The sequence below is a fragment of the Exiguobacterium undae DSM 14481 genome (assembly GCF_000620805.1).
Classification (GTDB): Bacteria; Bacillota; Bacilli; order Exiguobacteriales; family Exiguobacteriaceae; genus Exiguobacterium_A; species Exiguobacterium_A undae.
This window is the reverse complement of sequence record NZ_KK211187.1, coordinates 766,979-790,327: the sequence shown is the minus strand read 5'-3', so window position 1 is coordinate 790,327 and position 23,349 is coordinate 766,979. Positions and strand designations below refer to the sequence as shown.

Genomic DNA, 23,349 nt, shown 5'->3' with positions numbered 1-23,349 from the left:
GTATACTTGATTTTACTAATTATGATTGTTGATAGTTTTACACTTCTTTTAATAACTTGTTCTCTGGAGATAGATAATCAATCAAGTAATCCCCTTGAACTTGTTCATCAAATTCATCATAACCGCTTGTGATAATAATTTGACAATCTAAGTCATTAAATTCTTCGATGTAAGTAAATATTTTTTTTAAATGAGAAATTTCGATCCCTTCGGCTTTTAAAGTATCAATTATCAAAAACTTTGGAAAAGTAATTTGATAGTCAGAATCTAATGATAATTTTAACAGCGAAAGATAAAAAAATAGCCGTCTTGGAACATTAAAACTTTGTTCTTTATACTTTCCGATAAAAGGATAATAATTTCTATCTAATTTAACAAAGTATTCATCTTCACTACCATTAAAAAAGTCTGTCAAATATTCACTATATATTTTCTCAAATTGCTCTATGTTTCTTTGAAATTTATTATCCTTTTCTTCTTCTAATTTTTTTAAGGTTTCTTTAGTCTCAAAAATATTATGCTCAAGTTTATTGATTAAGGTCTTTGATAATTTTACATCTTTAATTCTTTCATTTAGAATTTCCAATTCAGAAGCAGTTTCTTTTAAAGGGATTATTTTATCAGTAATTTCTTCTAATGTAGAGATATTAGAGTTTGATTCAATATCATTAGTGATAGATTTTACTTCGTTCACGGATTTTTTTATTTGTTCTTTAATTTTTCTAATAATTTCTTCAAGTTGTGCATATTCTTTTTTGTATCCTATTATTACTTCATTTATAGTTTCTGAAGATTTTACTTTTGTTTTCAAGAGCTGAATATATTCTTTATCCGAATATATAAATCTTGAGAAATCCAAATTATGTTCTGATCCACAAATGCACTTATTTTCTTCTAAATCTATTTTTTCTAGACAAAATGGACATTCTTCATTATTTATTAAGTCTATGAATTGTGAGGTAAATAATATTCTGTCTAATTGTTCAATTTCGCTCTTTAAATCACTTTTCACTCTTAGAGCTTTTGATAAATCTTCAGATATCGAATTTAATTTATATTCATAATTTTTCAATTTATGTGTTTCAACTACAATGCTATTCTGAATATCTTGGATTCTTGATACTACCTCTTCTCCAAAATACCTTTCCCGTTTAACATCTTCTCTAATACCAATTAATCTTTTTAACTCCACTTTAGTGTCATTAAGCTCTGCATTTATATCGGTAATATCATTTTTACTCAATTGTTTAAGTATTTCAGATTGAATTATTTCTATGGATTTCAACTTTTGCTTTTCGATATTTAATTTTTTATTAAGTGCTTTAAGCTCAAAAAACTTTTCATAATACTTATCACTATATCCAGACATCAACACTTCGAAAATACTTCTTTTCATGATATTACTATTTTTAAAATAATCGGAAGATTGCACTCCAAAATCGCTAATTATTTTTTTATTTTCAGTTAATTGATCATAATATATGTATCTAAATAAATCATCAAAATTTAAACGATGTACAGAGTCATTTTGTTCGATTTCTATGTATTCAATATTTAATTTTTTCATAATCCAATCAGAAAATGTCATTTTTTCTTTTTGATAAACCAAACCTAATCTATGTACGCTATAAGATGTGTATTTTTCTGCTTCAATATCATACACACTAATTATATTTTCACCAATCCCTCTTCTTAAAATGTAGTTTTCCTCATTGATAATTATATCTAATTCAACAGATTTGTTTGTATCATTTAGAATTTGAACTATAGGTTCTCTATGGCCTTCCTTAAAAAATTCTACATTTATACCTAAACAATAAACAATTAAATATGTAAAAGTAGACTTCCCGTTACCGTTATCACCTACTAATAAATTTAAGCCATTTCCAAATTGATTGTTTTGATAATAATATTTCTTTCCTCTATACTTTAAAGAATTTATTCTCAATTTTCCCATATAGCTACTCCATTCATTTTAAAGAATCCGTCTACAAAAGTTATATAATTTAATCGTTTTATTGATTTGATTCTTTTTTTGATTTTATTAATCCTAGTTTTTTCATTAAAAAAGATAGGACTTTGAATAAATCGTTTTACGTCTTCATTTTCTAGTAAAACAATATTAACCTTGTTTTCTTCATTAATAATTTTAATTATATTCTTTCTTTCTAAAATCAGTAATAAATACCTTAATAAAGTTATTGTTTCAAGCGAACTGTAGTAAATTCTGTTTAATTCTTTAACAATATACTTGTTAGGATTTTTACTACTTTTATAATAATTTATTAAGAGTTGCGTACTTTTATCATCAGAAATTATCGGTACTAAAAATATCAATTTTCTATAATCTTTAAAACTACCTTTTTCAGTTGTACAACCTAGTTCTGATAAAATTAAGATTACATTGTATGTTAAAAAATATAAATCTTCATTCCTATCGTACAAAAGTCTTTTTTTCTTGAAAATATCATCCATATTTACACCTCATCAAATGAATAAAAACATTCATCAATTAGCAACATAGTCATCTTCTTCACCGCAATGTCATTTTTTATACCGTAACTATAATCTTTTTTTAATTGATCAATATCTTTTAATACAAATTCCTTTAATAATTTTATAGTTTCATTTAGCATGTCAATTGTTAAAATTTCACTGTAATTGAATTCTTCTTCAAAAAAAATACCCATACTTTCGTATACTCTATATCTGAGAGAGTTGATCTGCCTTCTATCAAATCTTTTTATTTCATCTTTTACGGTTACAGATTCTCTAGTGTACTTTTTCAGTGTTTTTTCGTTAATTTCTGGACAAACACAAAGAATTTTTTCTTTAAGATTCCTTATTGAATCATTTTCTAATTCATTTTCGATATTCTCCCAATGTAAATGCACTTCATCAATTACTAATTCACTATTACTACTTTCAACTTCTTTATAAATGTATCTAACTGAATCTACACCAATAATTTTTTGAGTTACATGTTTTTGTGTCATTCGTTCATCAATAACATCTAATAAATTTCTTTTAATTAAATTTTCTTTTCCAAGATGTTCTGCTGAAAAGAATTGACATTCACTAATTTCTCTTTCTAATTCTTCTGATAATTTATCTAAGTCTCCCTCGCCAAATCTAAACGATACTTTTGATAAAAAATTTATCCATTCTTCGCTTTCCATTTTTTTTATAGTAATGTAATTTACATGATATGTATCTGGTTTGTCCTCTTGAATATCGTATGTCTCTTTATATATATTAATTAAATATTTAGAAACAAAATCTATTACATCTTTTTCAAAATCTTTATCAACTAAGTACTGAATTACTGGTTTTTGTAAAACAGTTAATCCTAATTCCGTTAACTTTTTAGTTTGATTCTCACCTTTAAATGTAGTATTAGTAAAAAAAATAAAATTAATGTATGGATCTTTTTTTAACTCAATAAAGTTATCCAAAAAATTTATCATTGATTTTTGAATTTCTGAAGAATTAAAAGAAAAGCCCTTCTCATATAATTTGTCTTGTTCCAAGTATTCATTGCCATTTTCATCAACGAAATGTCCATCATCTCTAAATTCAGGTAACGCAATAATATTGTTTCGATTATTTTTTTTTATTAACTGTAGCATTTTTATAGCAACTCGAAATTTTTGATATCTAAATCCTTTATATTTATCACTTGCGTCTCTATTAATTGTATCGATATTAAATTCCTGCATTTTATTCACCTTTCGGAACACAAATATGTATACATTTTAACCTAAAAATGTAACCATTAACCACATTATAATTTTAAATAAAATCAACTTCCAAACTATTAATTGATTCACTTTTAAATAAGTCGATTTCTAAATTGTGATTACAATAGGTAATTACATATTCAATGTTTAAATGAAAAAACAAAAAAACCCTTAGTTTACAAGGGTTTTGACAATCTTTGAAATCCTTAAGATTTCAGGGTATGGAGACGGTGGGAGTCGAACCCACGTCCGAAGGCATCGTATACTTAAGCTTCTACGTGTGTAGTCAATTTATTGGGATCTCGTCGTCAGGCTGCCAATTGACAGGCGTCCGTCCGACCAGTCTGATTCCATCTCTTCTCTTTCCCTCCAGACGGAAGGGTCCAAGCGTAGCCTGTTTAAAGTGAGACCCTAGAAATCAGCCGACCAGGCGACGGCTGCTAGGATCCGTAGTAGCTATTAAGCTGCTGCGAGTTGTGTGTTAGTTTTGCCAGTTATGGCTGATGCGTTTTAACGAGGCCGACCCCTCGACACGCCACAGAAGACCGAACTACCCCCGTCGAATCCGTAACGTCCCCAAGATATAAAATTGGGGCTTTCCGAATACTATTATAATAGCAGAAAAGTGTTACGGGTTCAATACTTTTGCTTGTCGCGTAATGCGCGGTCGATATCGCGCTTCGCATCCTTCTTCTTCAGATCATCACGTTTGTCGAATTTCTTCTTCCCGCGACCGAGTCCGATCAGACATTTCGCATAGCCGTTTTTGATGTAGACCTTCAGTGGCACGATCGTGTAGCCGTCGCGCGAGACGAGTCCCATCAAGTTGGCGATCTGTTTTTTGTGCAGCAACAGTTTCCGCGGACGGAGCTGTTCGTGGTTGTACCGGTTCCCTTGTTCGAAGTGGGCGATGTTCGAGTTCCAGAGAATCGCTTCCCCGCCGTCGAAGCGGACGAACGCGTCGCCGATACTGATTTTTCCTTTACGGACCGATTTGATTTCCGTTCCCGTCAAGACGAGACCCGCTTCGATCGTATCTTCAATCGCATAATCAAACGACGCCCGTTTGTTGTTGGCTAATACTTTTGAACTTGTACCTTTTGGCATCTCTCTTCCACCACATTTCTAAACAGAAGCGCTTATTTGCGCTTCCGTTTTTTATTCGAGACCGCTTTATGGAACGGCGGTTTATCCTTCTTGTCTTTCAGCGCGAATCCTTTGCCTTTCGACTGGTCCTTCGGCTTACTCGGACGTTTCGACTTCCCGCGACGGTCGTCTTTCTTGTCGTCGCGTTTTTGTCCCGGACGGCCGCCCGTTGAACGGATCGTCTTCGACTCAAAGCGTTTTTTCGGTTGGCGTTCCGGCATCCCGACGACTGCGAAGTCGATTGTCTTCTCATCGATGTTGACACCGGTGACTTTGATTTCGACGACATCGCCGATCCGGAACTGTTGTTTCGTCCGTTCGCCCATCAATTGATAGTTCGCTTCGTCATAGCGGTAGAAGTCATCCGTCATTGCCTGGATGTGAACGAGTCCTTCGATCGTGTTCGGCAACTCGACGAACATGCCGAAGTTGGTCACTCCGCTGACGACCCCTTCAAACGTCTCGCCGATGTGTTGTTCCATATACTCGGCTTTTTTCAGTGCATTTGTTTCCCGCTCGGCGTCAACGGCACGACGTTCCCGTTTTGAAGCGTGATCGGCGATTTCCGGCAGAATCGCAGAATAACGGTCCTGTGTCTTTTGCGATTTATCATTAAAGATGATGTACTCGCGCAGGAGACGGTGGACCATCAAGTCCGGATACCGGCGGATCGGTGACGTGAAGTGCGTGTAGAAATCAGTCGACAGACCAAAGTGACCAATCGGTTCGACGTCATATTTCGCTTGCTGGAGCGACCGTAACATGACCGTACTGACGACGGCTTCTTCCGGTTCGCCTTCCACGGCGTTCAGGATCGATTGCAACGTCTTCGGTGCGACCGACTCGCCTTTGCGTTCGACGTTGATCCCGAAGTTCGCGATGAATTTGAAGAACGTATCGAGACGTTCTGCTTTCGGCTCATCGTGGATCCGGTACATGAACGGCAGTTTTTGGTGCTGGACGTGCTCCGCCACCGTTTCGTTCGCGGCGAGCATGAACTCTTCGATCAGTTTTTCGGCAACCGACCGTTCGCGCAGGATGATTTCGCTTGTCTTGCCTTCTTCGTTGACGAGCACTTTTGCTTCCGGGAAGTCGAAGTTGATCGCGCCACGGCGGGAGCGGCGTTCGCGGAGGATCGCAGCCAGTTCCGCCATCTGATCAAAGTTGGCGACGAGATCGTGGTATTTTGCGACCACTTCTTCGTCTTCACGTTCGATGATTTTCCGGACATCGGTGTACGTCATCCGTTCCGTCGTCTTGATGACACTCTGTAAAATCTCATGGTTGACGACAGCACCGTTCTGGTCGATTTCCATGATGCAGCTGAGCGTCAACCGATCAACGTGCGGGTTGAGTGAACAGATTCCGTTTGACAGACGGTGCGGAATCATCGGAATGACCCGGTCAACGAGATAGACACTGGTCCCGCGTTCGCGGGCTTCTTCGTCCAGCGGTGAATCTTCCTTGACGTAATGCGAGACGTCGGCGATGTGAACACCGAGCTCGTAGTTGCCGTTCGCAAGTTTCTTGACATGGACCGCGTCATCGAGGTCTTTCGCATCAGCGCCGTCAATCGTGACCGTCACTTCGTTGCGTAAGTCGACGCGACCGACGAGATCTTTCTCATCGATTTGATCCGGAATGTCATTTGCTTCCGCGATTGCTGCGTCCGAGAAGTCGACATTGATGCCGTGCTTGTGGACGATCGACAGGATATCGACACCCGGGTCATTTTTATGCCCGATGATTTGTAAGACTTTGGCGGTTCCGGCGTAACGGCCGTCCGGATACTTCGTGATCCGCGCGAGGACTTTATGGCCGTCGACGGCACCAAGCGTATCTTCGTTTGCGACGACCGGTAAGAACGTCAGCTTCGAATCATCCGGTTCGATGTAGGCGATCGACTCAATCCGTCCTTTTGGACTGACGAACGTCCCAACGAAATCAGCCGGTCCGCGTGAGAGAATCTTGAGCAACTTGCCTTCGCGGCGGTCTCCGCCGTTGGATTCAGCAAAAACTTTGACGAGGACACGGTCCCCGTTATAGACATTGCCGAGTTCCGGTGCCGGCAGGAAGATATCGCCGGCAGAACCGTCTTCCGGTGAAACGAATCCGAATCCACGTTGGTGGACCGAGATTTTTCCGGCAACTTGTCCGATTTGAGCGAGGGTTCCGTATTTGTTCGAACGGGTCCGCGCAACAAGCGCTTCTTCTTCAAGTTCATTTAACGTCCGGATCAGTTCCTTGAACTGTGCCGTATCCGTTAATTCCAGTTTTTTCGTTAATTGATCAATCGACAACGGACGTTCGTCCGCCGCGATGACCTCTAATATGCGTTCACGTAATTCCAACGTGACACCTCCAGTTAATGGCTCCAGTTCAAGCCGTCCAAAAATTCATGGATGTCTTGGTGGAGCGTTTCTTTTTCTTTGTCGAGCGTAATGACATGACCTGAGTTCTCATACCAGATCAGATCTTTTTGTAAGGCACTGACACCATCATGGATGATGTTGGCTGAATCCGTGTTGATCATATGATCATTGCGGGCTTGGATGACGAGTGTCGGTGCATAGACATCTTCGAGTGAATCGCGTGTCTCTTTCAGCAAGGCTTGCAGATCCTTTAAGGTCGGCATCGGTTCGAACACAGCCATCTCCTGCTCGATTTCCTCGACCGATTTTCCTTCTCGCTTCTTAAATTCTCTGGCATACTCCGTGACTCCTGCATACATGACGTCTTCACTTTTGATGTAAGCCGGCGCACACATCGGAATGACCGCTTTGACCGGACGGTGCATCGACAGTCGAAGCGACATGACACCGCCGAGTGACAGTCCGCAGACCGCAATCTCGTCGTATCCTTTCGCTTTTAACTCTTCGTAACCGTCGAGGACATCCTGCCACCAGTCGGCTGGCCCAGTCTTCGTCAGCTCTTCGGGTGGGGCAGCGTGCCCTTTATATTGTGGTGCCAGTGATGTATAACCATGTTTTTGCAGGTAACGTCCGAGCATCCGGACATCGGCGCTTGAGCCGGTGAAGCCGTGTAACAACAGGACTGCCCGGTTGCCGCCTTCAAAAAAGAATGGTTTTGGTAATGTGATTTTCATAAAATGATTCCCCCTCTAACTCTATACCCCAAAATAAAAAAATAGAAATCGAGAAATAAGAAAAAACGACAGCGCGATCGGACGGCTGTCGTTTCAGTACTCACTTATAAAAAGCGACGAGTAACGCCAAGATAAAGAATAATGCCCCTAAAATAGACGCTACACGATTTAGGACCGCATCCAAGCCACGGGCTTTTTGGCGACCAAATAATTGTTCTGCCCCACCTGTCAATGCTCCGAGTCCAGCCGTACGGCCTGACATCAAGAGAACGACGATGATGAGAAGAACGGAAACGACGATGAGGCCGACAAGAGCCACGTTATGAATGATCATCGATGATCCTCCTTCAGTAATATACGCTTCTTTCATTATAGAGAAAAACAACTACGGGAACAAGGTATAGATTCACGAAGTTCAGCTTCCCTCCAAAAAACACCAGCCGGCTGACAAAATCAGACCGGCTGGTGAGGAAAATTATTGTTTAATGAGATCGAGTTCGACTGGAATGTTCTTCTCGACTGTCTCGCCTTTAAGGTGTTTGATTGCTGTGTCGATCCCCGTTTTACCGATCTCAGCCGGTTTCTGAGCGACCGTTCCCGCCATCTTCCCGTCTTCGACGGCTTTGACGGCATCGTCTGTTGCGTCAAACCCGATGACTTTGACATCTTCCATGCCCGCTGCTTTCAACGCTTCGACGGCACCAAGGGCCATTTCATCGTTGTGTGCGAAGACGGCTTTGATGTCTTTGTTGTTTTGCAGGATGTTTTCCATGACCGACAGACCTTTTGCCCGGTCAAAGTTTGCGGATTGTTTGGCAACGACGTCAAGCTTGCTGTCGACTGCCGCGTGGAACCCTTCACCGCGGTCGCGTGTTGCCGATGCGCCCGGGATTCCTTCGAGTTCAACGACTTGCGCTTTGTCGCCCACGAGTTCGATCATGTACTCACCCGCTTGTTTCCCGCCTGCAACGTTATCCGACGCGATGTGCGCGATGACGTCACCGGCTTCTGCATTGCGGTCCACTGTAATGACCGGGATGTCCGCATCGTTTGCTGTTTGAACAGCTGCACCGACTGCTGCTGAATCCGTTGGGTTGATCAAGATGAGATCGACGTTCTTTTGAATCATGTCTTCGATGTCACTTGCTTGTTTTGCGGCATCATCTTGTGCATCCGCGACTTGCAGTGTTGCGCCTTGTGCTTTTGCTTCTTTTTCTGCTCCTTCTTTCAGCGAGACGAAGAACGGGTTATTGAGTGTCGAAATCGACAGACCAATCTTAAAGTCTTTTGTTTTCTTCTCTTTTTCCGTGTCACTGCCCGGTTGTTCCGTCGAACAAGCCGCTGCGAAGACCATTAACGCCATCATGACGAGTGCGAGTAGTTTTTTCATATCAATATCCTCCTTTTGGATGGTAAATCACGTAGTTTGTTTCCGGTCCGCGAGTACCGCGAACAGGATGACGAGCCCTTTGACGACGAGCTGGAAGAAGGACGAGACACCAAGTAAGTTCAGTCCGTTGTTGAGTGTTCCTATGATCAATGCACCAATCAACGTCCCAACAATCCAACCGCGTCCACCGGCTAAGCTTGTCCCACCAAGGACGACCGCTGCGATTGCATCCAGTTCGTACGATGTTCCGGCTGTCGGTTGCGCCGAGTTCAGACGCGACGTCAAGATGATCCCAGCGAGTGCTGCCATCAAACCAGACAACGAGTAGATCAAAATCTTCACTTTGTTGACTTGAATCCCCATCAATTTTGCCGCTTCTTCGTTACCGCCGATTGCATACGTGTAACGACCGAACGTCGTTTTCTTCAAGATGAAGTACAGAACGCCAAAGGCAATCAACATCGTCACGACCGGGACCGGGAAGATCCAGAAGTAGCCGCGACCGAATAATTCGAACCAGCCGCCTTGGCTGAGTCCGGTAATCGGCTTCCCGTCCGTATAGACGAGTGTCAGACCACGGAAGATCGTCATCGTCGCAAGTGTCGCGATGAACGGTGCGACTTTCCCGAGTGAGATGACCATTCCGTTTAACGCACCCATGATTGCGCCGACGATCAATCCGGCAAGCACAGCGAGAATCGCGGACGTTCCGTCGGTCATCAGACCGGCGACGAACGCGGATGACAACGCAAGAATCGAACCGACCGATAAGTCGATTCCACCTGTTAAGATGACGAACGTCATCCCGAAGGCAATCAAGGCATTGATCGAAACTTGGCGTAAGATGTTGAATAAGTTATTAAGTGTTAAAAAGTCCGGTTCCATGATCGAGACGACGAGAATGATGGCGAACAGTCCGGCGAGCGGACCAAGCTTTTGACCAATCCCGAGTCGTCTTGGTTTCTTTTCTGTCAGTTTCCCTTGCATCAATTCCATGTCATTGTCCTCCTGTCGCAAGCGTCATGATACTTTCTTGCGTGGCCTCTTGTTGGTTGAGCATGCCGCTCATCTGTCCTTCCCGCATCACATAGACACGGTCACTCATCCCGAGAATTTCCGGGAGGTCGGAACTGATCATGATGATCGCGACACCCGATGCGGCGAGTTCATTCATGATCGTATAAATTTCTTTTTTCGCCCCGACGTCGACACCGCGTGTCGGTTCGTCGAGAATCAAGACATCCGGTTTCGTTCCGAGCCATTTCGCGAGGACCACCTTTTGCTGGTTCCCGCCGGACAACGACTTCGCCGGTTGATCCATCGAACTGTGTCGGACAGATAACGACTTGAGATAGCCTTCGGCGAACTGCCGCTCCGATTGATCGGAGATGACACCGGACTTCGATAACGACCGGATTGTCGGCAAGGAGATGTTTTCCCGGAGTGAAAAGTCGAGGAACAAGCCTTCACCTTTTCGATCTTCCGTCAAGAAGCCAAGTCCCTGTTTGATCGCATCGTGTGGCGATTTGATTTTGATGACGTTGCCGTTTAAGCTGATCGTCCCTGCTTTCAGCCGATCGACTCCGAACAAGCCACGCATGACTTCTGTCCGCCCGGCGCCCATCAAGCCGGAAAAGCCGACGATTTCACCGGCCCGGACGGAAAACGAGACATCTTCAAACCGTTTGCCGGTTGCCCCGGTGACTTCGAGGACCGTCTGACCAAGCGTGACCTGCCGCTCCGGATACCGTTCGCCCATCTCACGTCCGACCATTTCGCGGACAATCTGTTCAAATGAGGTCTCGGCAATCCGGTGGGTCGAGACCGAGACACCATCGCGTAAGACGGTGATCCGGTCGCACAATTCAAAAATTTCTTCCATCCGGTGCGAGATGTAGACGATCGAGACACCCTGTGCCCGCAGTGCCGTCGCGACACTGAACAAGGCGCGGATTTCACGTTCCGTCAAAGCGGCCGTCGGTTCATCCATGATGATGACCTTCGCGTCCGTCATTAACGCTTTCGCGATTTCAATCATCTGCTGTTGTCCGACCGATAACGTCCGGGCGAGCTGATTGACGTCCATGAAGACGTTCAATTCCGCCAGTTCACGTTCAGCGAGCCGTTTCATCTCCGCTTGCTTAAGAATGCCGAAGCGGGATTTCAGTTCCCGTCCGAGAAACAGATTTTCCGTGACCGTTAAGTCCGGCAAGATGTTCAGCTCCTGGTGGATAAAAGCGATTCCCGCTTCTTCCGCCAGCTTCGGATTTTTATACTGTTGTTCCACGCCGTCAATTTGAATCGTTCCTTCATCGGCTTTATGGACACCGGTCAGAATCTTCATCAAGGTCGATTTTCCGGCTCCGTTTTCACCCATCAAGGCATGAATCTCACCGGTCGCCAGTGTAAAGTCGACACCCTTCAAGACGGGAACGGGACCAAACGCTTTTTTGATACCTGTCATCTCAATTTGCATCGTGCTTCCCCCTTAAAAAATGACGCCGGCGTGTAAGATGACGTTCGCATACGGTGTCGCTTCACCCGTCCGGATGATGACTTTCGCCTGCTTCGTCAGTTCCTTGAATGCTTCGTGCGAGACGAAGTCTTGCGGGACGTCGAGTTGGTTGACGACCTCAAGTGCCTTGACGTTCGTGTCGTTGATTTCTGTTGCGAGCGTCACCTGTTCAATCGCCATATCGTCGGCGACGACACGGACAACATCCGCGAACGACGGTGTTCCGAGCTCAAGTGCCAAGTCGATCCGCTCTACGCCTGCCGGAATCGGCAGACCGCAGTCGGCGATGACGACCATGTCCGTATGACCAAGATCCGTTAAGACCTTACTGATGTGACTGTTTAAAATCCCGTGTCGTTTCATGCTTCAACCTCCATCTGTTCCCGTGTCGGCATTCCGCCTTGTGCCCCGAGGGCGCGGACGGACATGCCGGCTGCCTTGTTGGCAAAGCGGATCGCTTCTGTCAATGACGTTCCTTCCGTCAAGCTGACCGCAAGTGCCCCGTTGAATGTATCACCGGCACCCGTCGTATCGATGACGTCCGTCTTGATTGCCGGCACCGTCACGATGGCATCCCCGTCATAGAAACGGGCGCCGCGACTGCCTTCTGTCACGATCAATTTATTCGGATACTGGCTTAACCAATGTTCAAGTGACTGCTGTTGTCCAAAAATCAAGCCGCATTCATGTTCGTTTGGTGTCAGATACGTCACGTCGTCCAGCAGCTCGTCGTCAAGAACGATGGCTGGCGCCGGATTCAAGACGACAGGAATACCGTGTGTCTTGCCGTAACGCGCCACCTGTTTGACCGTTTCCAGTGGAATTTCGAGCTGTAATAAAATCATGTCCGTCTGACCGAGCAGGCTGTCGAGCTGTGCCTCGTCATAAACGACCGCCAAGTTCGCCGACTGGACGACGACGATTGAATTATCGCCTTCCGCCAGCGTAATGTGCGCCGTCCCCGTCCGTTCGTTCGCGATCGTCTGCAGATGCGTCGTCCCGACTTGTTCCGTTTCAAAGTTCTGCCGGATCGCAACGCCGTTTGCATCATCGCCGACACAGCCGACCATTTCGACGTTGCCGCCAAGTCGGGCAATCGCGACCGCTTGGTTGGCCCCTTTGCCTCCCGGTACCGTATGGAAGGCGGATCCGATGACCGTTTCCCCTGCTGACGGACGACGATCGCTTTCAACGACCAAGTCCATCGAGATACTTCCGACTACACTGATTTGTTTCATGACTGTTCACCCTTCCGCTTCGTCGTTTCTCGTTCGATGACTTCGACCATCAATTCATGATGGACGGCCGCAATCTCTTTTCCTTCAATTCGTTGAATCAATAACTTTGCTGCCAGTTCGCCCATCTGATAAATCGGCTGGGCAATTGTCGTAAGTGGTGGTGAAATCATCTGCCCGAGTTCAATTCCGTCATAGCCGATGATCTGTAGCTGGTCTGGAATCGCGATTCCCCGCTCAGCTGCGACCTGAATCGTCGCTGCGGCGATGACATCGTTTGCCGCAAAAATTCCGTTACAGTCGTAATGGTCAAATAAGTAGTTCGCCGCCCCGAGTGCGCCTTGGAAATGAAACGGCGACTCGATACTTGCGACGAGGTGTTTCCCGGCAACTTCCTCAAATCCATCCCGGCGTTTTTTGATTGTCGGCAATTTCGACGGACCGCTGATGACGACAAGTTCGGTTGCTCCGTGATCGAGTAAGAACTGTGCCGCTTTTTTACCGCCGTCGTAACCGTTCGACGTGACCGTCGGGATTGCACCTTGCAAAACACGGTCGAGGGCAACGATCGGCACTTCGATTCCTTCATAGTTCGGGTTGTTCGAATAGTTCGTCGTGATGATCAGCCCGTCGATGTGCATCGCTTCGAGTGACTGAATATATTCTTGTTCTTTCTGAAACTGTTCATCCGTGTTACACAAAATCACCTGAAATCCGTGCTGATGTGCCATATCTTCCACAGCCCGTGCGAGTTGCGGGAAAAAAGGATTGGTGATGTCCGGGACAATCAAACCAATCAGACCAGATCGTTTTTGGAACAACGACCGGGCGACCCGGTTCGGTCGGTAATCGAGCTGCTTAATCGCTTGCAGGACTGCTGTTCTTGCTTTTTCGCTGACATATCCCTTCTCATTCATGACACGTGAGACGGTCGCAACGGAGACATTTGCCACTTTCGCTACTTCCCGGATGGTCGACATGTTCGCCACCTCTTTCTTTTGATAACGCTTACAATATGTATCATATTGTGTAACCGGTTACACATCAATCCTTTTTGCTAAAATATATTTTATTTATTTTTTTCAGACAGACGAAAAAGTCCGATCAAACGTGTTACGACAACGTTTGTCCGGACTTCTTCAATGATTGGGATGGCGTTTTTGATACAACCGTCGAAACAAGGCGACGAGAAATGCTAAAATCGCAAGCGGCTCCAGTAAGTAAATCAACAGGAACGTAATGTCGATGACCGCATCTTCCGGGTTATACCGCAGAATATAGATGGCTCCCGGTAGGAGCGCAATCAGACCCGTGATGCCGAGGACCGTTCCGAGAATCATGCTTTGACGTGAAAAACGACTCGTAATCTGATACAGACCGATAAAGAAAATCAATTCCGTAAAATAAATGATCCGTAGTTGAATCTCGTCGATCGCGGGGTCCATACCCAAAAATAAATAACGAAACAGCATATTCATCCCCCCTACCTCTTTCTGTACCCGGTTATTGAATCCGTTAATGCACCGATTCCAGTTTGTCTGCATATCCTATCTGACTTTAGGGAATAGCTTGATAGTAACAGCTACTTAAAGAAAGTTGGGGGTCCGACCGATGAAAGAAGAACATTCGATGAAGGTCGTCAGTTGCTTAAACGACTTTTTTCAACGCAACGAACAACCACTTCAGGTCGACTTACTACGCGGTCTTCCTCCAGTCGTCTTATTGTTAAAAGATGAAGCCAAACGTTCCTTCGCAGCGGAAGCGAATTTGCACGATGAATTACTCAGCGATATCAAACGTCTCGTCCAGGAGTGTCTCGATCCGCAAACTTTACGTGAACTCGATATCGATGTCGACTTACCCGAGTTCTTCGTCACGCGTGCTCCGCTCTATTCTGCTCATCATTACCTCGTTACGTTTATCGAGGATTGATTTCAAGGAGGATAATTCCATTTTGATACTACGGGATTCGACGTTTAGTCGGGTCTCGTTTTTTTAGGTCTACGAAAAAACATTCATTCGCTCGCTTTTCTAGGGCGGAAGCGTTGCTTCCTTCTCCCTTAGAAGTCGAGCGATGAATGTTTTTCTATGCACCTGTTATCACGCGTTTCACGCGACTCCTACAGGAAAAAGCGCAAGCCTGCGCTGTCAGATCTTGTTTGAGGAAACCACATGAGACGCTTCAACGTTGGATTAAGAAACCTCGTGATTAATGTGCAATAGGTTTTATCATATAGGAAATAATGTTAATGTTAAATTTGAAAAAGGAGGAAGTAATTTGGATAATAACAAATATAATAAAAAACTTGTTATCGTTCGATTAGTAGCGACGTCACTGATACTTCTGTCTTTAACACTACCGTACTTTGAATTAATGGAGCATAGCACAACTTCATTCGTTATCCTTATAACACTTTTTTTGTTTTACGTTATTGAAAATAAATATGAAGAAAAACGTAAATGAATAAGTTTGTACAGAATTTTTTTGTTAAAAATAGTTCATTTATGAATGTTGAAGATATTTTGAGGGTATCAAATTTATTTTCCCTCTTTATTTTATTTGGACTAAATATAAAATAATACTTCAAAGAACGAGCAAAAAGTGGCTCTTCTCGATTAAGAGAAAAACCACTATTTTGTCTTCAGTCTGACGATTCCAACATATATCGGAATCTAATTGAGCACTTAATTTTCAACTTCAAGAATAGCTTCGATTTCTGCCTCGACTTCTTTATTTACCATCTGCGAACGTTTTTTTCTTAATTCAAGATCCATTTCCTGATCGATGAACTCGTTCGTATGCTTGTCAAAACAGCTGTAACAAATCGGATAAAAGTCTTTTTCTTCTGTCTTCAACGAATTGAATTCCCACGTGTTCAGTTCCAAATAACTGACTTGGTTATTCGTTTCTTTTCCGCATATTTCACACGTCATTTTTTAGTGCTCCCTTCCTTATGCATCAATCTTCGTTTTTGCTGATTGACGGTCCTTGATGCGTTTCAAACGCCCGTGATATTTCATGATGTTCGCTTGAGATTGTTTGGCCTCTTCGCTCGTAGGTTGCAAGTTCTCAATATCCCAGTATTTCACGACGACATCTAATACTTGGTCAAAGTATTGGAGGGGTCCGTAATTCGTATCCACTGCGATGGTCTTCATACGCTCGGTAAAGTCCGGCATGATCGCTCCCGGCATCGAGAAATTGATGATGACATCTTCAAAGAACACGATGAAGTTCGGGTCGAGTTCAAGGTGCGCTTTTACCGTGTCGCGGTAGAACGCATAATGAAGGGCTTCATCTTTTGCCAAACGGCGGAGCAGTGTCGCCAAGTCTTTGTCATGCGCTCCTGCCACTCTCGCTACGTTGTTATAGAAAACGAGTGTCGCAAGCTCTTGCAGCGAAGTGTAGGCCATTGTCGCCAAAGGATTCGTGAAGTCCGGGAACCAGCCGCTTTCAACGACGCGTCTTCTTAATTGATGCAACCGTGTCGGATTGACGTTTCGTGTCACAAGTAAATACGTTTCCAGTAAGCTCGAGTGCTGGTCTTCTTCCGCCGTCCACGTGCGGACGAAATCATTGATGACTTCCATCGAATTTTTGAATGTGTAATCCAAATGCGATGTATACCAAGGTAAGTTTACTTCTGTCAGTAATGCCGTTTCCACGGCAACGATGACGCCTTCCGGAAGCGTAACTTGACTCTCCTCCCAAGGAACCCGTTTAAACGACATCGCCTTGTCCCATGGAATGAATTCGTGATAGCTCCAATCAATATTGGCTGAACGCTCCTTATGTAAGCGGTAAAGTTCCTTAATGCGTGGTTCTAAGCGTATATCTAAATCTGAATTTAACATGATCATGTCTCCTTTTAGATGTTTTTAAGCTTAATCCATTTACATTTATCTAATCACTATAATGATCGAACTTAAACTTATTTATAACTATAACATTTTAATGACCAGGTAGTAAAAGAAAGGTCCTATAAATTTGATTTTTTTAACGTTTCGAACTGAATCACATTGGTGTAATCGATTAAAGCTGTCTGTTACAAATCGTTTCTATTTTTAGAATTCAACTTAAACTCTCTTTAACCGATCCATCAGGAACAAAAAAACCTCCTATTCATGTGCGGAGATCGCACATAAATAGGAGGTATTGGCTGTACAGCGAGTGTACAACACACTTTAAATCATCAACCCGTAATTACTTCTTGAGGTTGTAGAATGATTTGATTCCGTCGTATACAGCAACGTCTGAAAGCATGTCTTCGATGCGGAGAAGTTGGTTGTATTTCGCGATACGGTCTGTACGTGAAAGTGAACCTGTTTTGATTTGACCAGCGTTTGTCGCAACAGCGATGTCAGCGATTGTTGAATCTTCTGTTTCACCAGAACGGTGAGAAACGACTGCTGTGTAACCAGCTTTTTTCGCCATTTCGATTGCGTCGAATGTTTCAGTCAACGTACCGATTTGGTTAACTTTGATGAGGATCGAGTTTGCGATGCCTTTTTCGATACCTTCAGCAAGTTTCTCTGTGTTTGTTACGAACAAGTCATCACCAACGAGTTGGACTTTGTGTCCGATACGATCTGTAAGGAGTTTGTGACCATCCCAGTCGTTTTCGTCACAGCCATCTTCGATTGAGATGATTGGGTATTTGTCAACGAGTTGTGCGTAGAATTCAACAAGCTCAGCTGTTGTGAGGACTTTGCCTTCGCCAGCGAGGTTGTATGTTCCAGCTGCTTTGTCGTAGAACTCAGAAGAAGCAACGTCCATTGCAAGGTAAACATCTTCGCCTGCTTTGTAGCCAGCTTTTTCGATTGCTTCAAGGATAACTGTGATTGCTTCTTCGTTTGATTTCAAGTTTGGAGCGAATCCACCCTCGTCACCAACTGCTGTGTTAAGACCCATTCCGCTAAGAACTGATTTCAACGCGTGGAAGATTTCAGCACCCATACGAAGTGCTTCTTTGAATGTTGGAGCTCCAACAGGCATGATCATGAACTCTTGGAAGTCAACGTTGTTGTCAGCGTGTGATCCACCGTTGATGATGTTCATCATTGGAGTTGGAAGTGTTTTCGCGTTGAATCCACCGAGGTACGTGTAAAGTGGAAGACCAAGCTCATCTGCAGCAGCACGTGCAGCAGCCATAGAAACACCAAGGATTGCGTTAGCGCCGAAGTTACCTTTGTTTTTCGTACCGTCGAGGTCGATCATCTTTTTGTCGATTCCTGCTTGGTCGAAGACATCGTAACCGATGATTTCAGGTGCGATTTTTTCGTTGACGTTGTCAACAGCTTTTAAGACACCTTTACCGAGGTAACGTGATTTGTCGCCATCGCGAAGCTCAACTGCTTCGTGCTCACCAGTTGATGCGCCTGATGGGACGAGTGCGCGACCGAAACCGCCGTCTTCTGTATATACTTCTACTTCTACTGTTGGGTTACCGCGTGAATCAAGAATCTCGCGTGCATAAATCTCTGTAATCATTGACATTTAAATTCGCTCCTTTTTGTTTGAGAAAGATTAGTTTGTAGTGCGACCGTGACCAGTCCATCGATTGACGGGATTATTTCTTTGCTACAATCGATTTCCCGGTCATTTCTGCCGGTTGATCTGCTCCGAGTAAGTCGAGAACAGTTGGTGCCAAGTCTGCCAGTACGCCAGTCAATGGCTCAAGGAGTTCGACGTCCTCGACTGTGACGATACATGGAACAGGTTCTGTCGTGTGCGCCGTCATCTTGCTGCCATCGGCATTGAGGACTTTGTCCGCGTTTCCGTGGTCGGCTGTGATGATGGCTGCGCCACCTTTGCTGATGATCAAGTCAACGACTTGACCGAGACATTTATCCACCGCTTCGATCGCCTTTTTCGTCGGCTCGAGCATACCCGAGTGACCGACCATATCGGGATTGGCGAAGTTGAGGATGATTGCGTCGTGTTCGTCCGTGTTGATTGCGTCAACGAGTGCTTCTGTGACTTCATAAACACTCATTTCCGGTTTCAAATCGTATGTCGCGACTTTTGGAGATGGGATCAGAATCCGATCTTCTCCTTCATACGGCTCTTCACGTTGACCGTTAAAGAAGAACGTGACGTGCGGGTACTTTTCAGTTTCCGCAATCCGTAATTGTTTAAGGCCTTGTTTTGATAACGTTTCACCGAGTGTGTTTTTGATGTCTTCCGGTGGGAAGACGATATCCGTATCAATCGCATCCGAGTACTTCGTCATCGAGACGAGCAGCAGGTTCTTCGGTGCGTTGTCCGGCAATTCAAATCCATTGAAGCCTGTTTTTTCTTTGTACGTCTTGGCGAGCTGAATCGCACGGTCCGGACGATAGTTGAAGAACATGATCGCATCGTTATCGTGGATCGGTGCTACTGGAGTACCGTCTTCCTGCACGACTACCGTTGGTTCAATGAACTCATCTGTGACGTCTGTTTTGTACGAAGCTTCGACCATCGCGATTGGGTCTTTTGTTGTCGGACCGTCTGCGAACGTGATGACGTCATAGACTTTCTTGACGCGTTCCCAGCGGTTGTCGCGGTCCATCGCGTAATAACGACCAGAGACACTTGCGAATTGACCGACGTTTAACTCGTCCATCTTCGCTTGTGCATCACGGAGGAAACCGGCTCCTGATTGTGGATCACAATCGCGGCCATCCGTGAAAGCATGGAGATAGACTTTTTCGATTTCGTGAAGTTTTGCGAATTCAAGCACCGCATACAGGTGGTTGATGTGACTGTGGATCCCACCGTCAGAGACCAAACCAAAGATATGAAGGGCTGAACCGTATTTCTTCACGTGACCTGCCGCATCGTTCATCGCTTGACGCGAGAAGAACGAGCGATCCTTAATGGCATTGTTGATTCGGGATAGCGATTGATAGACGACGCGACCTGCACCGATGTTCAAATGACCCACTTCTGAGTTCCCCATTTGTCCTTCAGGCAAACCAACGTATTCTCCTTGCGCATTCAACAATGTATGCGGGTAATGTCCCCAGTAACGGTCGAAGTTCGGTTTGTTTGCTGCCGTGACAGCATTTCCGAACTCCTCGTCACGCATACCGAAACCATCAAGGATGATCAGTGCGACTGGACGTTTTTTCATTTAAATCGCCTCCAACAGTTTGAGGAACGATCCTGTCTCAAGACTTGCGCCACCAACTAAAGCACCGTCGATGTCAGGTTGAGCCATGTATTCTTTGATGTTGTCCGGTTTGACACTTCCGCCGTACTGGATGCGGACTGCTTCTGCAGCTTCCGTACCGAATTCAGCTGCGATGACATCGCGAACGAATTTACAAGAATCTTGTGCATCTTGTTCTGTTGCTGATTTTCCTGTTCCGATTGCCCAGACAGGCTCATACGCGACAACAAGGTTTTTGACTTGATCAACTGTTAAGCCTTTCAAGCTGTTCGTTGTTTGCTCACGGATCACTGATTCGAATTTTCCGCCTTCGCGTTCTTCGAGTGTTTCACCAACACAAACGATTGGCACGATACCATGCTCAAATGCTTTTTTCGTTTTGCTGTTGATGAACGCATCTGTTTCTCCGAAATACTCACGACGTTCTGAGTGACCGAGGACGACGTATGTTACGCCAAGTTCTTTGAGCATCACTGGGCTGATTTCACCTGTGAATGCGCCGCTCTCTTGGTCGTACATGTTTTGAGCGCCGATTTTCAGGTCCGTTCCAGCTGTCGCTTCTGTCAAGTGTGCAAGGAATACAGACGGTGCACAGACAGCCGCGTCGACTTTCGAAGAAGCGGGTACAGTTCCTTTGACTTCCTCAGCGAATGCCACAGCATCCTTGAGGGTAAGATTCATTTTCCAGTTACCTGCGATAATTGGTTTACGCATTGAAAACACTCCCTTGTGAACTTTAGATTACTTGTCGTTAAGCGCTTCGACACCTGGAAGAGCTTTTCCTTCCATGAACTCGAGGCTTGCGCCGCCACCCGTTGAAATGTGACTCATTTTATCTGCAAGACCAAACTTCTCAGCCGCTGCAGCAGAATCTCCACCACCGATGATCGAGTATGCATCGCTGTCAGCTAATGCTTGAGCGACACCTTTTGTTCCGTTTGCATATTTATCAAGTTCGAACACACCCATTGGTCCGTTCCAGACAACGAGTTTCGAAGACTTGATTGCTTCTGCATACAGTTCGATTGTTTTTGGACCGATATCGAGTGACATGTGATCCGCTGGGATACTGTCGATGTCGCGTGGTCCAACATATGTTTCTTCGCCGAATTCCTTCGTGATGACACAGTCAACCGGCATCAAGAACTTCACGCCTTTGTCTTCTGCTTTTTTCATGAATTCCTTCGCCTGTTCGATTTTGTCGACTTCAAGAAGTGACGTACCGACTTCATAACCTTGAGCTTTGAGGAATGTATAAGATAATCCTCCGCCGATGATCAACGTGTCGACGATATCAAGCAAGTGATCGATGACGCCGATTTTGTCAGCGACTTTCGAACCACCGATGATCGCTGTAAACGGACGATCCGGGTTTGAGAGAGCCTTACCGAGAACTTGAAGTTCTTTTTCGATCAATAATCCTGCTACAGCTGTATCGACATGATGGGCGATACCTTCTGTAGAAGCGTGCGCACGGTGAGCTGCACCAAATGCGTCGTTGACGAAAACATCTGCAAGTTTCGCAAAACCTTCTGCGAGTTCAGGATCGTTTTTCGTTTCACCTGGGTAGAAACGAACATTTTCAAGAACGATGACATCGCCTTCTTCAAGCTTGCTGACCGCTTCTTCAGCGACCGGACCGTATGCTTCTTCAACGAGCTTGATTTCTTTACCAAGCAGTTCGCTGAGGCGTGCTACGACTGGTGCAAGTGAGAATTCAGGGTTCTTCTCGCCTTTTGGACGTCCCATGTGGCTTGCGAGAATGACTTTCGCTCCACCGTCAACCAAGTGTTTGATTGTCGGAAGGGCAGCACGGATGCGTGTATCATCTGTGATCTTGCCATCTTCTAGCGGTACGTTGAAGTCCACACGTGTAAACACGCGTTTTCCTTTTACATCGATATCGCGAATTGATTTCTTATTCATACATTCGTCCTCCGTCTCATACGTATAGTGAGGGGCTAGTGCGCCCCTCCAGACTTTTTTCCGCAATAAGAGCGGAGACTGTATCGTTTCCGCTCTTATTCAATTGCTATTTAATTGCTCGAATTACTTAGCGATTTCTGCGAAGTGTTTGAGTGTGCGAATGAGCTGGCTAGTGTAAGACATTTCGTTGTCGTACCAAGCAACTGTTTTAACGAGTTGTTTGTCGCCGACTGTAACGACTTTCGTTTGTGTTGCATCGAAGAGTGATCCGTAAGAGATACCAACGATGTCAGAAGAAACGATTTCGTCTTCAGTGTAACCGTAAGATTCGTTAGCTGCTGCTTTCATCGCTGCGTTAACTTCTTCAACTGTTACTTTTTTCTCAAGAACTGTTACGAGCTCAGTGAGTGAACCTGTAGCGACTGGTACACGTTGTGCAGATCCGTCAAGTTTACCTTGAAGTTCTGGAAGTACGAGACCGATTGCTTTAGCAGCACCAGTTGAGTTAGGAACGATGTTAGCTGCCGCTGCACGTGCACGACGGAAGTCACCTTTAGGGTGTGGAGCGTCGAGTGTGTTTTGGTCGCCAGTGTAAGCGTGGATTGTTGTCATGAGACCTTCAACGATTCCGTACTGATCTTGAAGAACTTTAGCCATAGGCGCGAGACAGTTCGTAGTACATGAAGCACCAGAGATAACTGTTTCAGTTCCGTCAAGGATTTCGTGGTTCGTGTTGAAGACAACTGTTTTCATGTCGCCAGTAGCAGGTGCTGAGATAACGACTTTTTTAGCTCCAGCTTTCAAGTGAAGCTCAGCTTTTTCTTTGTCTGTGAAGAAACCAGTACATTCGAGAACGATGTCAACACCGAGCTCGCCCCATGGGAGTTCTTCTGGGTTGCGGTTAGCAAGTGTTTTGATTTCTTTACCGTTGACGAGGAAGTAACCATCGTGTACTTCGACTTCGCCGTCGAAACGACCTTGAGTCGTATCATATTTCAAGAGGTGTGCAAGCATTTTAGTGTCTGTAAGGTCATTGATTGCGACTACTTCGATTCCGTCAAACTGAAGAATTTGACGAAGTGCTAAACGTCCGATACGTCCAAATCCATTAATACCAACTTTTACTGCCATGAT

Annotated in this window: 22 protein-coding genes and 1 other RNA gene; 1 reads left to right on the top strand and 22 read right to left on the bottom strand. The window is 44.6% G+C overall.

The window, feature by feature from the left end:
- Window positions 1-37: 37 nt before the first annotated feature.
- From P397_RS0104645 to P397_RS0104580, 15 genes are all read right to left on the bottom strand, one after another.
- Window positions 38-1,957, bottom strand: a complete 1,920-nt coding sequence (locus tag P397_RS0104645) for an AAA family ATPase (RefSeq protein WP_028105787.1) — start codon at window positions 1,955-1,957, stop codon at window positions 38-40.
- Entirely contained in the window at window positions 1,945-2,475 is a 531-nt protein-coding gene (locus P397_RS0104640; RefSeq protein ID WP_028105786.1) for a hypothetical protein, read from the bottom strand. The genes P397_RS0104645 and P397_RS0104640 overlap by 13 nt, the downstream gene beginning before the upstream one ends.
- A 2-nt stretch (window positions 2,476-2,477) precedes the next feature.
- Window positions 2,478-3,719 carry a hypothetical protein gene (locus tag P397_RS0104635; protein WP_028105785.1) on the bottom strand — a complete coding sequence of 414 codons (1,242 nt, stop codon included), beginning with the start codon at window positions 3,717-3,719 and terminating at the stop codon, window positions 2,478-2,480.
- A gap of 240 nt (window positions 3,720-3,959) precedes the next feature.
- Window positions 3,960-4,318: a transfer-messenger RNA gene (gene ssrA, locus P397_RS17740) on the bottom strand.
- A 58-nt stretch (window positions 4,319-4,376) separates the two neighbouring features.
- Window positions 4,377-4,847 carry an SsrA-binding protein SmpB gene (gene smpB, locus P397_RS0104630; protein ID WP_014971147.1) on the bottom strand — a complete coding sequence of 157 codons (471 nt, stop codon included), beginning with the start codon at window positions 4,845-4,847 and terminating at the stop codon, window positions 4,377-4,379.
- A 32-nt stretch (window positions 4,848-4,879) separates the two neighbouring features.
- Window positions 4,880-7,237 carry a ribonuclease R gene (rnr, locus tag P397_RS0104625; RefSeq protein ID WP_026832187.1) on the bottom strand — a complete coding sequence of 786 codons (2,358 nt, stop codon included), beginning with the start codon at window positions 7,235-7,237 and terminating at the stop codon, window positions 4,880-4,882.
- Window positions 7,238-7,251: 14 nt separating this feature from the next.
- Entirely contained in the window at window positions 7,252-7,992 is a 741-nt protein-coding gene (locus tag P397_RS0104620; RefSeq protein WP_028105784.1) for an alpha/beta hydrolase, read from the bottom strand.
- Between the two features lie 100 nt (window positions 7,993-8,092).
- Window positions 8,093-8,326 (bottom strand): preprotein translocase subunit SecG, encoded by a 234-nt coding sequence (secG, locus tag P397_RS0104615; protein WP_012371248.1) that lies wholly within the window; start codon window positions 8,324-8,326, stop codon window positions 8,093-8,095.
- A gap of 141 nt (window positions 8,327-8,467) precedes the next feature.
- The gene (rbsB, locus tag P397_RS0104610) at window positions 8,468-9,382 is read right to left on the bottom strand and encodes a ribose ABC transporter substrate-binding protein RbsB (RefSeq protein ID WP_028105783.1); all 915 of its coding nucleotides are present in this window, start codon (window positions 9,380-9,382) and stop codon (window positions 8,468-8,470) included.
- A 27-nt stretch (window positions 9,383-9,409) separates the two neighbouring features.
- Window positions 9,410-10,378, bottom strand: coding sequence for a ribose ABC transporter permease (gene rbsC / locus P397_RS0104605; protein WP_051523880.1), 969 nt, complete (start codon window positions 10,376-10,378; stop codon window positions 9,410-9,412).
- A gap of 1 nt (window position 10,379) precedes the next feature.
- The gene (locus P397_RS0104600; protein WP_028105782.1) at window positions 10,380-11,858 is read right to left on the bottom strand and encodes a sugar ABC transporter ATP-binding protein; all 1,479 of its coding nucleotides are present in this window, start codon (window positions 11,856-11,858) and stop codon (window positions 10,380-10,382) included.
- Window positions 11,859-11,870: 12 nt separating this feature from the next.
- A complete protein-coding gene (gene rbsD / locus P397_RS0104595; protein ID WP_026832182.1) occupies window positions 11,871-12,260 on the bottom strand; it encodes a D-ribose pyranase in 390 nt (129 codons plus the stop codon).
- Window positions 12,257-13,135, bottom strand: coding sequence for a ribokinase (gene rbsK / locus P397_RS0104590; RefSeq protein WP_028105781.1), 879 nt, complete (start codon window positions 13,133-13,135; stop codon window positions 12,257-12,259). Before rbsK ends, rbsD begins: the two co-directional genes overlap by 4 nt.
- Complete coding sequence (locus P397_RS0104585) at window positions 13,132-14,112, bottom strand: LacI family DNA-binding transcriptional regulator (protein ID WP_026832180.1); 981 nt, start codon at window positions 14,110-14,112, stop codon at window positions 13,132-13,134. Before P397_RS0104585 ends, rbsK begins: the two co-directional genes overlap by 4 nt.
- A gap of 159 nt (window positions 14,113-14,271) precedes the next feature.
- Window positions 14,272-14,604, bottom strand: a complete 333-nt coding sequence (locus tag P397_RS0104580) for a hypothetical protein (RefSeq protein ID WP_026832179.1) — start codon at window positions 14,602-14,604, stop codon at window positions 14,272-14,274.
- Window positions 14,605-14,743: 139 nt separating this feature from the next.
- On the opposite strand from P397_RS0104580, the gene P397_RS0104575 reads away from it, so the two are divergent.
- Window positions 14,744-15,064, top strand: a complete 321-nt coding sequence (locus P397_RS0104575; protein WP_026832178.1) for a hypothetical protein — start codon at window positions 14,744-14,746, stop codon at window positions 15,062-15,064.
- 753 nt (window positions 15,065-15,817) lie between these two features.
- Here the strand turns inward: P397_RS0104575 and P397_RS0104565 are convergent.
- The 7 genes from P397_RS0104565 to gap form a co-directional block, all read right to left on the bottom strand.
- On the bottom strand, window positions 15,818-16,066 hold the full coding sequence (locus tag P397_RS0104565; protein ID WP_028105779.1) for a hypothetical protein: 249 nt from the start codon (window positions 16,064-16,066) through the stop codon (window positions 15,818-15,820).
- Window positions 16,067-16,084: 18 nt separating this feature from the next.
- Window positions 16,085-16,987 carry an acyl-ACP desaturase gene (locus P397_RS0104560; RefSeq protein ID WP_026832176.1) on the bottom strand — a complete coding sequence of 301 codons (903 nt, stop codon included), beginning with the start codon at window positions 16,985-16,987 and terminating at the stop codon, window positions 16,085-16,087.
- Between the two features lie 349 nt (window positions 16,988-17,336).
- The gene (eno, locus tag P397_RS0104555; RefSeq protein WP_026827587.1) at window positions 17,337-18,629 is read right to left on the bottom strand and encodes a phosphopyruvate hydratase; all 1,293 of its coding nucleotides are present in this window, start codon (window positions 18,627-18,629) and stop codon (window positions 17,337-17,339) included.
- 73 nt (window positions 18,630-18,702) lie between these two features.
- A complete protein-coding gene (gpmI, locus tag P397_RS0104550; protein WP_026832175.1) occupies window positions 18,703-20,250 on the bottom strand; it encodes a 2,3-bisphosphoglycerate-independent phosphoglycerate mutase in 1,548 nt (515 codons plus the stop codon).
- Window positions 20,251-21,003 (bottom strand): triose-phosphate isomerase, encoded by a 753-nt coding sequence (gene tpiA, locus P397_RS0104545; RefSeq protein ID WP_026827585.1) that lies wholly within the window; start codon window positions 21,001-21,003, stop codon window positions 20,251-20,253.
- 27 nt (window positions 21,004-21,030) lie between these two features.
- Window positions 21,031-22,215, bottom strand: coding sequence for a phosphoglycerate kinase (locus P397_RS0104540; RefSeq protein ID WP_028105778.1), 1,185 nt, complete (start codon window positions 22,213-22,215; stop codon window positions 21,031-21,033).
- Window positions 22,216-22,338: 123 nt separating this feature from the next.
- The gene (gene gap / locus P397_RS0104535; RefSeq protein ID WP_026832173.1) at window positions 22,339-23,346 is read right to left on the bottom strand and encodes a type I glyceraldehyde-3-phosphate dehydrogenase; all 1,008 of its coding nucleotides are present in this window, start codon (window positions 23,344-23,346) and stop codon (window positions 22,339-22,341) included.
- Between the last annotated feature and the right edge of the window lie 3 nt (window positions 23,347-23,349).